At 46.0% G+C, this 12,174-nt stretch carries 9 protein-coding genes; 7 read left to right on the top strand and 2 right to left on the bottom strand.

Going from position 1 to position 12,174, the window contains the following annotated elements; translation table 11 throughout:
* Nucleotides 1-136: 136 nt before the first annotated feature.
* Together ABUE30_RS16790 and ABUE30_RS16795 are read right to left on the bottom strand one after the other, a co-directional pair.
* A complete protein-coding gene (locus ABUE30_RS16790; protein WP_408624991.1) occupies nt 137-760 on the bottom strand; it encodes a LysE family translocator in 624 nt (207 codons plus the stop codon).
* 7 nt (nt 761-767) lie between these two features.
* The gene (locus ABUE30_RS16795; RefSeq protein WP_408624992.1) at nt 768-1,355 is read right to left on the bottom strand and encodes a DNA-3-methyladenine glycosylase I; all 588 of its coding nucleotides are present in this window, start codon (nt 1,353-1,355) and stop codon (nt 768-770) included.
* 167 nt (nt 1,356-1,522) lie between these two features.
* Here ABUE30_RS16795 and ABUE30_RS16800 point away from each other — a divergent pair, with 167 nt between their 5' ends.
* The 7 genes from ABUE30_RS16800 to ABUE30_RS16830 all read left to right on the top strand — a co-directional run bounded on the left by ABUE30_RS16800 (nt 1,523) and on the right by ABUE30_RS16830 (nt 12,174).
* Nucleotides 1,523-3,433, top strand: a complete 1,911-nt coding sequence (locus tag ABUE30_RS16800; RefSeq protein ID WP_408624993.1) for an EAL domain-containing protein — start codon at nt 1,523-1,525, stop codon at nt 3,431-3,433.
* 358 nt (nt 3,434-3,791) lie between these two features.
* Complete coding sequence (locus ABUE30_RS16805) at nt 3,792-4,835, top strand: rod shape-determining protein (RefSeq protein WP_408624994.1); 1,044 nt, start codon at nt 3,792-3,794, stop codon at nt 4,833-4,835.
* Between the two features lie 32 nt (nt 4,836-4,867).
* The gene (gene mreC / locus ABUE30_RS16810; RefSeq protein ID WP_408624995.1) at nt 4,868-5,740 is read left to right on the top strand and encodes a rod shape-determining protein MreC; all 873 of its coding nucleotides are present in this window, start codon (nt 4,868-4,870) and stop codon (nt 5,738-5,740) included.
* Complete coding sequence (mreD, locus tag ABUE30_RS16815) at nt 5,737-6,219, top strand: rod shape-determining protein MreD (RefSeq protein ID WP_408624996.1); 483 nt, start codon at nt 5,737-5,739, stop codon at nt 6,217-6,219. Before mreC ends, mreD begins: the two co-directional genes overlap by 4 nt.
* A 2-nt stretch (nt 6,220-6,221) precedes the next feature.
* The gene (locus tag ABUE30_RS16820) at nt 6,222-6,785 is read left to right on the top strand and encodes a Maf family protein (protein ID WP_408624997.1); all 564 of its coding nucleotides are present in this window, start codon (nt 6,222-6,224) and stop codon (nt 6,783-6,785) included.
* A gap of 21 nt (nt 6,786-6,806) precedes the next feature.
* Nucleotides 6,807-8,276: a ribonuclease G gene (gene rng / locus ABUE30_RS16825; RefSeq protein WP_408624998.1), complete on the top strand. Its 1,470-nt coding sequence runs from the start codon at nt 6,807-6,809 to the stop codon at nt 8,274-8,276.
* A gap of 4 nt (nt 8,277-8,280) precedes the next feature.
* Entirely contained in the window at nt 8,281-12,174 is a 3,894-nt protein-coding gene (locus ABUE30_RS16830) for a YhdP family protein (protein WP_408624999.1), read from the top strand.

The following is a 12,174-nucleotide window of genomic DNA, read 5'->3' on the forward strand; positions in this document are numbered from 1 at the left end:
TTAATTTATACAGTGCTCATAAATCAATCAAATAACGTGCCAATTTGGCTAATCAGCCTTCCGAGTTTGTCGCTTGGAACAACTTATTTAGGGACATTATTGAAGAAGACTTTTTGGTTTGAGCTGCTATTGATGACTAACTAAATGCTAACCATACGCCGACTAGCGCCATTAAAGAACCCGAAATTCGATTGAGCCATTTTAAATTTCCGGAATGAGCCAAATATTGTCCGAGCGTCTTGCCTCCTGATGCATAGAGCATCAGACACGTAAATTCGGTACATAAAATGAGCGCCACTAAAATAGACAGTTGCGGTGCCACTGGGGCATTGGCATCGATAAACGGGGGGAGAAGTGACACCATAAATGCCCAGCCTTTGGGGTTGGCTATCGCTGTCACCCAGCCTTGTAAAGCAAGAGTCTTGCGCGAGCGCGCAGCGCAAGATTGTTTGTTGGGCAGTGCGATGGTGAGCTTCGAGCGAGCCTGCCACATCTGGTAGCCTAAGTAGATGAGATAAGCGCCACCGACATATTTTAAGATATGAAAGACCAATGGATAATTAAACATAATTGCGGCCACACCGACGACGGCGGCTACTGCAACTGTTCCAACGCCAATTAACTCGCCAACCATCATCCATAGGGTTCGCTTGACACCAATAGTCATGCCTAGCGTCATTGACAATGTCATACACATTCCAGGGGTAAGCGAGACGAAGAAAAATGTTCCTAAAAAAACCAACATGATATGAGATGACATCGGCCATTTATTCCTTAAAAAGTTCCGCTGCATGTCGCTGACAGCGTTGATGGGCGGGGCAACTCAGTGGGTGGTCGTTGACCATGCCGACAGCTTGCATAAATGCATAACAAATGGTTGGACCTACAAATTTAAATCCGACTTTTTTTAAGGCTTTAGCCATAGCGTGGGCCGGTTCATTGGTAGTCGGGGTAAATTGTTCGTCGGTAAGTTGATGATCGATGGGATGATAGTCAACAAATTGCCATAGATAATCGCTAAAGTTGACGCCCTGCTGCTCAAGCGCTAAGTAGGCGCGAGCATTTTGGATGATGGCGTTCACTTTAAGGCGATTACGGACAATACCGGGTTCTTTTAACAATCGCTCGATGTCGTGTTGATCAAACTGAGCGATATGCTGTGGTTCAAAATTGGCAAACAAACGTTCATATTCTGCTTGTTTGCGCAATATGATAAGCCATGACAACCCTGCTTGTTGGCCATCTAAACAGAGCTTAGCGAATAGTTCTTGACTGTCGATAACAGCCATTCCCCAACATTGGTCGTGATAATTACGATATTGCGGGTCCGTCCCCGGCCAACGACAGCTTGTCATTTGCTTATCCATGAAAGTGAAAAAATGTGGTCAGTACAATAAAGGAGTCTGCCATTCCTACAGTTTTTTTCAACTTTTTTGCAGAGGATTTCTCGCCGTAAATTGCGTATGCTTAGACTCTGAATTGGGCAGGCTAAGCCGAAAGTCTTAAAAGCGAATGGATTGCTGTGAAATTATCAAACAAATTTATTCTATTTATTGTTATCTGTGTGGTTACTGCGGTGGCTCTAGTGGGGATTGGCGGCGCACTCACATTTCGCAAGCTTGCCTACGATCAGCAATCCTATAAAGTTGCCGCCATCGTTCAACTATTAGATAGCCAATTAGATGTTCAGCCGGATACGCCTGAATTTGCGCAGTGGCTGCCTAATTGGTTGCACGCTCATCAGATTATTCGTATGCAAGTCAGTAACCAAAGCGGCACCGTCTATACGTTTCGTGAAGTACGTTTTCACGGAGAGACCAATGAGTTAATTTACTATCACTATCAGCTTAAATCACATCCTGATTTTAAAATTTCGCTATGGGTCGAAAGCCCATTTAAGGGGATTCGCTATGAAGCGGGGGCCCTCAGCTATATTTTCTTGGGGTTGGCAACCGTGATTGTCGGGTTGTGGATCAGTATTCAATGGTTACGTCGTGCTTTCCAAGGTGCGGAGCGCCTTGAATGGCGGGGACGACGTATCATTGGTGGTCACATTGATACGGTGATGAATGCCTACCCTGGGGAGTGGCCACGTAGTGCCAGTCGGGCTATCAGTCAGTTACTATTGCAGCTTGAGGATGCGCGTCAAGACCGAGCGCGTTTTGATCGTATGATCCGAGAAAATGCATTTGTAGATGAGTTGACAGGGCTTGCGAATTTGACTCACTTTAGTAACCGCTTAGAAACCGAAATGCTGGATGTCGATGCGAATATTGGTGCAGTGCTTTTGATTCAGCTGACGATTATGGATGAGATTAATCATCAACATTCGCGTGATGCCGGCGATCTATTACTGCAGCAAGTCGCGCAGTTGCTCAATAACTATGTGAAGAACAATAGTGATGCGGTGCTCGGGCGCGTGAGTGGTGATCAATTTGCTATTCTTTTAGCGCAGGTGACAATGGGGCAAGCCGAAAGTGTGGCGGCAACGTTGATCAAGCAATTTGAGCGGATCCCATTACCGGATGGGCTTTATCGTGAAGATTTTGTCGCTATAGGGATTGCGGGTTATCAGTTTGGTGATTCACCCACAGAGGTGATGCATCAAGTGGATGATGCGCTGCGCTGCGCTAAACAGCAAGGCGGTAACAGTTGGTATTTGACTGAGCGCGAATTAACGGCCAGTTATATCGGGCAAGGCTCAGTGCGATGGCGCACCATGTTAGAAGTTGCTGCGGCCGAACAACGCGTGCATTACTTTGAGCAACCGATTGTGGCAAGTAACCGTCAGCCCTATGCAATTGAGCTATTAACACGTATTCGCGATGATGATCATTGGTTAAGCGCAGGCGTGTTTTGGCCATGGGTTGAACGTTGCGGCATGGTTAAAGTGTTTGACTTAATGGCAATTGATGCTGCATTTGAGCGGCTCGAAACCAGTACTTTGGCTGTGGCGGTTAATTTGGATGTGAGCACGTTACAAGATCGGGCTGTTTTTCGCCGATTAGTGTATTGGGCGATGGAGACTAATCCACGGCAAGTGGGGCGGCTGATTATTGAATTAAAAGAGCAGCAAGTCGCTTTTTTAGGTCGACGACAACAATCTCGCATTAATGCGCTGCGTGATAAAGGGATCTTGTTGGCGATTGATCGGGCTGGGCAGAGTGTCTTAAGTACCCAATATATCAATGATATTAAACCCGCTTATATTAAATTGCATCCCAGCTTGGTGCGAGACTTAGCCCGTCGACAGGTCAATAGGTTGGCCATTAGTAGTCTATTGGCCAGTGCCGAAGGTAAAGCACAAGTCGTTGCGGTGGGTGTTGAATCGGCTCAAGATTGGCGAGTGTTGCAACGTCTTGGCGTGACTGCCGGTCAAGGCTCATGGTTTATGCCGCCGTACCAACTGCCTGATCAAGAGGATACCCGCTAGTATGATGTCCTCCAATAAGGGCTGCTCATAGAGCGACCATTGTCCTGTTTTGATTGAGCTGGCGGCCGGATTTGGTGAACAAAGTGTTCGATCTATCCGTGTTCATGGCAACGCATCATGCTAAAATATTGCTCAACACATTGAATTTATCATTTATCCAAAGGGCAAGTGAATAACTATCGGTATAGACTGATTGATTTATGTGCTAGATTAGAGTGCATACAAGCCAATTTGTGAATGCATGTAAGCAATCACTCATTGTTCCATTGTTGCGCTTGCTCTCTTGATCGAGCGTTGGTAAAGTTAGGCTCATTCGGAGACGTTCCATCCCCCAACATTTTCAGGATTTTAGCTAGCGATGTTTAAAAAGCTCAGAGGCATTTTTTCCAATGATCTCTCGATTGATTTGGGAACTGCCAACACCCTTATTTATGTTAAAGACCAGGGCATCGTCCTTAATGAACCTTCCGTCGTCGCGATCCGTCAAGAGCGAGCTGGAAGTCCCAAAAGTGTGGCCGCCGTCGGCCATGCAGCCAAACAGATGTTGGGGCGTACCCCAGGTAACATTTCAGCCATTCGGCCAATGAAAGACGGGGTGATTGCTGATTTTTATGTCACCGAAAAAATGTTGCAATATTTCATCAAGCAGGTTCACGAGAATAACTTTTTACGTCCTAGTCCGCGTGTATTGGTTTGTGTTCCGTGTGGATCAACACAAGTTGAGCGCCGCGCCATTCGAGAATCAGCTTTAGGTGCCGGGGCTCGTGAGGTTTATCTGATTGATGAACCAATGGCTGCTGCGATAGGCGCTGGGTTACCGGTTTCTGAGGCGACAGGTTCCATGGTGGTCGATATCGGCGGTGGGACGACTGAAGTGGCCATTATTTCACTCAATGGAGTGGTTTATTCTTCGTCCGTGCGCATTGGTGGGGATAAGTTTGATGATGCTATTATTAATTATGTCCGCCGCAATTATGGCAGTTTGATTGGCGAAGCGACCGCTGAACGAATTAAACACGTGATTGGCTCCGCGTATCCTGGCGATGAAGTCAGGGAGATTGAAGTTCGCGGCCGTAATTTAGCTGAAGGGGTACCGCGCAGCTTCACGTTGAATTCCAACGAGATCCTGGAAGCGCTCCAAGAACCATTGTCAGGTATTGTCAGTGCGGTGATGGTTGCCTTAGAGCAGTCGCCTCCTGAGCTTGCGTCTGATATTTCAGAGCGTGGCATGGTCTTAACCGGTGGTGGCGCTCTAATTCGAGACCTCGACCGATTGCTGATGGAAGAAACAGGGATTCCGGTTGTTATCGCTGATGATCCATTAACGTGTGTTGCTCGTGGCGGCGGTAAAGCGCTTGAAATGATTGACATGCATGGTGGCGATCTCTTTCAATATGAATAAAGATTGGCTTTAGCTAGCACAGGTTTTTGCTTATGAAGCCGATTTTTACTCGTGGGCCATCGTTGCAATTGCGCCTGTTAGTTGCGCTTGTTGTCTCGGTGGCTCTCATCTATGTGGATTCACATTTTTCCCCGTTTACTAAAATTCGGGGTTACTTATCTTCGCTTGTTTCACCGTTGCAATATTTGGCGAATTCACCGCGTACTCTTCTGGATGATGCATCTGATCAGCTTATTTCAGCCCATCAGTTACGCTTGGAAAACGCCAAACTCAAACAGCAACTGCGTATTCAACAAACACAATTATTAACCATGGCCAACTTAGCCAAAGAAAATGCGCAATTGCGTACCTTGCTTGGCTCTAGCGTGCATCATCAAGAGCGACGCATGGTGGCCGAGATTATGGCGGTTGATTCGGATCCATTTTCTCAGCAGGTAGTGATTAATAAAGGTAGTGAAGAAGGGGTCTATGAAGGACAGCCCGTGGTCAATGATCGAGGTGTGGTCGGGCTAGTTTTACACGTCGCTCAAACAACGAGTCGGGTTCTATTGATCAGTGATGTTTCCTCTGCTATTCCTGTACGAGTGATGCGTAACGATATTCGCGCTATTGCTGAAGGGAATGGCAATATGACTGGGTTGCAGATCCCTAATGTCGCGCGCAGTACAGATATCCAAGTCGGTGATAGATTAGTTACATCAGGATTGGGCGGCCGTTTTCCTGAAGGCTACCCCGTCGCGATTGTGACCAAAGCAGCTTATCAAGAGGGGCAACCTTTTATGAGCATAGAGGCCAAGCCAGTGGTGCAGCTTGACCGATTACGTTATCTATTATTGCTTTGGCCAGATAAAAGTCAGCCTAGAGTGGTCAACAAGAAAGAGCATTCGCTAGAGGCAACACCATGATCAATATCACGGGTTTTGTTGTACTGTGGCTCAGTTGCTCGGTGGCGATGGTGCTGCAAATTTTACCAGTGCCTAGTCAATTTGATGCTTTTCGCCCAGATTGGCTACTTGCTTGTGTGCTTTATTGGTGTATTGCGCTGCCGCATCGATTCAATGTGGTCGGTGCATTTGTCTGTGGTCTTACCTTAGACCTACTCTTGGGCTCGACGCTTGGCATTCGAGCGCTGTCTTTTTCACTAATTGCCTATATTAGTGCAATTAATTATGTTCGCCTGCGTAATCTTTCTTTATGGCAACAAGCCATGGTAATTGGTGTCTTAACGGTTATCGATAAGGCCGTGATTTTTTGGGTGAACTATATTCTTCATGCGATTCATTTACCGAATGGCTATTTTTACTCTGCGCTGAGTAATATGCTCATTTGGCCTTGGATCTTTTTATTTCTGCGCAAATTACGGCGTCGTTTTCGAATGGAGTAACGATGGATTTTTATCTGGCTTCCACATCGCCTCGTCGTCAAGAGTTACTTCGTTATTTAGATTATCAGTTTGCCGTTATTGACGGGCAAATTGATGAAACGGCAGAAGTTGGCGAATCAGCGTGTGATTATGTGCAGCGGATGGCCAAAGCCAAAGCTCAGCGCGGTTATACGCATGCGGCGCTCGCCAAACCTGTTTTAGGAGCGGACACCACAATTAGTGTGGATGGTCAAATTATCGGGAAGCCGCTTAATTTAGCGGATAGTCAACTGATACTGCGACAGCTGAGCGGACGGACGCATCAAGTACTGACTGCTGTAGCGATGGTTAATGCATACCAATGTCAGTGTGTATTGGTGAGTACTGATGTACAGATGCGCATGATTAGTGATGATGAAATCATCCGCTATTGGGAGACGGGGGAACCGTGTGATAAGGCGGGCAGTTATGCAATTCAAGGGATTGGTGGTAAGTTTATAACAGCGATTCATGGAAGTTACAGTGCTGTAGTTGGTTTACCTTTAGTTGAGAGTGAACGCTTACTAAATCTATTTTTGTCCGTTTAATTCGGATAATGAGGAGTTGTCATGCCGGCCGAATTATTAATCAATGTAACACCAACAGAAACCCGTGTTGCTTTGGTTGAAACGGGGATCTTGCAAGAGATACATATTGAGCGTGAAGCTAAGCGCGGAATTGTGGGTAATATCTATAAAGGAAAGGTTAGTCGAGTGCTCCCAGGCATGCAGGCGGCTTTTGTTGATATAGGTTTAGATAAAGCTGCTTTTTTACATGCGTCCGATATTGTCCCTCATACGGAGTGTGTGGACTCCCAAGAACAGGTTAATTTCCAAGCTCGACACATCGCATCATTGGTCCGTCAAGGGCAGGATATTATGGTGCAAGTGGTCAAAGATCCGTTGGGAACTAAAGGGGCGCGCTTAACCACTGATATAACCCTGCCTTCACGTTACTTGGTCTTGATGCCGGGAAGTGCGCATGTGGGCGTTTCACAACGAATCGAAGGTGAAAAGGCGCGAGAGCAGTTGAAAATGCTAGCGACTCAATATGTGGATGAGTTGGGTGGTTTTATTATCCGCACCGCTGCAGAAGGTGTTGGCGAACATGAATTGTGTCAAGATGCGGCTTTTTTGAAACGGTTATGGCGAAAAGTCTTGCAGCGCCGAGAAAAATATCCGAGTTGTAGCATGATCTATGAAGATCTTTCCTTGGCACCTCGCACGGTTCGTGATTTTGTAGGCACACGACTCAACCGTATTCTGGTGGACTCGCGAACCAGTTACGATGAATTGGTGACTTTTTGTCAAGATTATGTCCCCGAATTTGCGCCGATTCTAGAGTATTATTCGGCTGAACGTCCTATATTTGATCTTTATGATATCGAAAATGAAGTTCAACGCGCTCTGCATCGACGTGTTGATCTTAAATCAGGTGGCTATCTCATCATCGATCAAACAGAGGCCATGACGACAGTTGATATCAATACTGGCGCATTTGTTGGTCACCGAAATTTAGAAGAAACAATTTTTAATACCAATATTGAGGCCACCAAAGCGATAGCGCGTCAATTACGGTTACGCAATTTAGGTGGCATTATCATTATCGACTTTATTGATATGCAACGTGGCGAACATCGCCAGCGAGTGCTGCAAAGTTTAGAGCAAGCGCTTGCCAGTGATCGAGCTAAAACCAATATTAGTGGCTTTTCACAATTGGGGTTAGTCGAGATGACGCGCAAGCGCACGCGCGAGAGCCTTGAGCATGTACTTTGCGGTCCATGTCCAACCTGTCATGGTCGTGGATCGGTCAAAACGGTGGAAACAGTATGTTTTGAGATCTTGCGAGAAATCTTACGTGTGAACCGAGCCTATAAAGCCGATCACTTTATTGTTTATGCATCGCCAAATGTTGCGCACATGTTAACAGGTGATGAGTCACATAGTTTGGCCGAGCTAGAGGTATTTATGAGCAAAGAAGTTCGTGTACAAATAGAGATGATGTATAACCAAGAGCAATTTGATGTGGTAATGATGTAACGCTATGGCACTGATACTGAGGCGGCTACTGCATCATTGTTGGTTAACGTTCGCAGGGATTATCATCTGCGCGGCAATTTTACTCAGCATTGCCCGCGGCCTGTTTGCCTACGCCAATAATTTTCGTGGTGACATGCTGCAATGGTTGACGGGCTATTCGACCAAGGAATTACAGATTGGTCAATTGAGTGCTTCTATTTATCATTTTCGGCCCGTGTTAGTGTTTAAAAATATGCGTTTTCATCCAGCTAATGAAAAACGTTATCAGTTAAAAAGCCGTTCCGTCATCCTCGATTTTAATATGTTGGCTTCTTTGCAAACGCGACAAGTTGTCTTTCGAAACATTCGTTTGCAAGGTGTGCAGTTATCACTTCCTTGGGTCAATGATTATTCAGATGTATCCTCTGATTCGGTTGATTTAAAGGCAGCCAAAGTGTTTGCCGATCTATTTTTACGCCGACTTGATAATTTCCAGATCCAAGATGCTAAGCTCTCATTATTTGTCGCCAACCAACCTCCTCATATCCTCAATATTCAGTCGATGCGTTGGCGCAACCATGACGGGTTGCATCAAGGCGAAGGAAGCGCTTATCTACCACATTTAGGGCAACCCAATAGTACGGTGCACTTTGCGGTGCAGCTTAATGACGATCATCATTCAGATAGTTTACTAAATATTCCGGGGCGCTTTTATGCCAGTGGTCGGCATTTGCAATTGGCTCGCATCGGCGAGTTATTTCAATCGAAGGCCTTAACTCATCTGAATACTGATTTAAACTTCAATATTTGGGGGAGTTTTGGTGGTGATAAACCCTTATTATGGCAGTGGCAATGGCTGCCTAGTTCACTGCATTGGGAAAGTGCTCAAGACAGATCTGCCCATCAGATCAATATTGATGGTGGTCAGTTAGCACTGCGACGGCGCGGGGCAAACTATCAGGTTGATAGTGATAAGTTGCTGGTGAATACGGATGGCGTTTCTTGGGGGCCGTTGCAGTTGCAAGGTATATTGAGTGAAAAACAAGAGCATTGGTACCTTAATCAAATTTCATTAGCGCCTTTGGCACCATTATTTTCTTTGTTTTCCAATCGAGATGACCTTCTGATCCCTAAAGTGGCCTCGGGGCAATTACGCGATATTCAGCTAGGTTATCAATGGGCACAAGGCTCACTGAGCTACCAAGCCCAGTTGGATAATTTTTCAATGACCCACTCCGGGGTGTGGCCCGGCGTTACAAATTTGGCAGGCCATGTGAGCGGGGATGACACACAGTTAAACTATCAACTGCAGATCAACCAAGGAAAGCTTGTACTCCAACCGTTGTTTGATAGCAGTTGGCCGGTAACCGCCTTACGTGCTAAAGGCTCATTGAACTGGTCTGCAACAGAGCATGCCCTGAATGTGGATGAGTTGACATTAGATAGCCCGTGGGTTAAAGCTCAATCTCGAGGGCGACTATCATGGCAAGCTGGTCATCGATTGCCTTGGCTGAGCATTAGTAGCAAGCTTGATCTCCTTGATGCCAAACAAGCGCATCATTTTTACCCATCTCCATTGATGCCTAAGATTGTCGCTGATTATCTGCAAAAAGCTATTCAGGGGGGACAGGCGCAAGATGCCAAAATGCTCTGGTATGGTGATTTAGCGAAGTTTCCCTATCGCGAGCCTGATGGTATTTTTCAGGCCTTTATGCCGCTGCGTCAGGCTACGTTTAAGTTTCAACCTGATTGGCCTGCATTGAAGCACTTAGATATTGATCTCTTGTTTCAAAATGAGTCGCTGCATATGGAAAGTAAGCAGAGCACGTTAGCCGATGTGCCGATTCAACACGTGAATGCTGCAATTGAAACCTTACGACCAACGGGGGATGTTGCGATTCATGCACTTCTTGACAATGTCTCATTAGTCAAAGTGCATCAGTTGCTTGAAAAGTCGCCTGTGCCTGCTTTAGCCGCGTCGATGAAGGCATTGCCAATGAGCGCTGGGGGGCTTTCTGGACGGTTATTTTTAAAGATCCCTCTCAATGGTCAACCCGTTGAAGTGGCCGGAGATGCTAAATTTAACCGTGCGAAGATGAGCGTGGCGAGTTTGGCAATGAATTTGGCGAATTTAAATGGTCAATTAAACTTCCAAGATGCCCAATTACGAGCTCATGGCCTGAATGCAACATGGGACGGACAGCCGTTGAGTATCGATCTCAATGGTGATAGTCAACCTAGTCATTACCAAATTGGCCTCGGTTTGCAGGGACGGTGGGATATTAGCGCGCTGCAGCGACGCTTAAGTAATCCACATTGGTTGGCGCCCGCCAGCGGGCAACTCAATTGGCAAGGTGATGTCAATGTTTCCTTAGGATATGATGATGGTTTCAACTATAACGCAAAATTTCATTCAGGACTCACACATTTAACATTGGCACTACCTAAACCTTTGACTAAATCAACTCAGCAGTGGCCAGCAACATTATATGTTAGTGGCAATGAGCGCTCAGGCGGTGGGATCGTCAGTGTTAAAAACAAAATCTATAGCCGATTTCGCTTCGATAATACGCCGTTTCATTTGAATGCACTGCGATTAAACGTGGGCAATATGCAAACGTTACCGCAACTATCACAGCAACTCCCATCGGCCGGCAGTATCTTAGATATCAATGTCGATCAAGCTCCACTTGAACCTTGGTTGGGTTATGTTTTGCCATTGTTATCAGGCTCTACTCAGCGTGATAAAACCGATAAATCGTTGCCGTCGGCAGCGGCAGCGTTGTTCCCCCCATTTGTAGGAATGCAGTTACAAGCAAAACAGGTGAACGCATTTGCTCAGCCTGTACAGCAAGTAAAACTTATCTATCAACAAAGTAACGCCTTTTGGCAATTACAAAGTAAGCAGCTCAACGGACAGTTAGTTTTGCCTGTGCAACCGTCGCTGACTCATCCTTGGCAGCTTAATATTCAACAGGCTGATTTACCCCAGCTTAATTTATCGGCGCTGACTCAGTTTGGATCATCTGTTACTCCGGTTCAAAGCGACGGCTCATTGTTGGCCACGCCTGTTCCTGTGTCTATCAATTGTCAATCTTGCCAGTTTGGGCGTTATCACATCGGTACGCTGAAGCTATGGCTTCCTTTTGCCAATGGACAGATGAAAGATGGCCAATTAAGCCTTCGCGGCGCTGGTAAAATGAAGTTGGATGCCAAGTTAAATTGGCTGGCGACGCCGTCAGGCATGAGAAGTTTTGTCCAAGGTACCTTCGCAACCCAAGATAGTGGTAAGTATATTGAGTCGCTTGGTTTTACTAAAGAGCTTGAACAAGCCCCTTTAAAAGGAAGCTTTGATCTCAATTGGCTCGGTTTGCCCTATCATCCGGAGTACGCCACTTTAAATGGTAAAGGGCAATGGAGTGCAGGCGAGGGAGTGCTCACGGATGTAAGTGACAAAGGAACGCGGCTGTTTACGTTGGCAAGCCTTGATACGCTGCGACGTCGACTCAAGCTCGATTTTCGCGATATATTTGATAAAGGGTTGTATTTTAATAGCGCAAAAGCCTCGATGAATGTGACTAATGGCGTTGTCAAAAATAGTAATTTTTATATGGATGCAGTACCTGGGGTGATTCATGGGAAAGGGCAAGTTGATTTAAATTCAGGGTTAATTCATTATCGAATGAGCTTCTCACCCAAGATCGCATCGAGCTTGCCAGTACTGGCCGCTTTTGCGGTAACACCGATTACGGGCGCTGCAGTGCTGGCGTTATCTAAGCTATTTGAACCGATGATTGAAGTGATTACTCAAGTCGACTTTGATATTACAGGCAATGTTGATCATCCCAAACTGATAGAAGTTAAACGTGAGCACGGCAAAGTTAAATTACAACCGAAGCAGTTAGACAAGCAACGATGA

The sequence above is a fragment of the Celerinatantimonas yamalensis genome (genome assembly GCF_046054155.1).
GTDB lineage: Bacteria > Pseudomonadota > Gammaproteobacteria > Enterobacterales > Celerinatantimonadaceae > Celerinatantimonas > Celerinatantimonas yamalensis.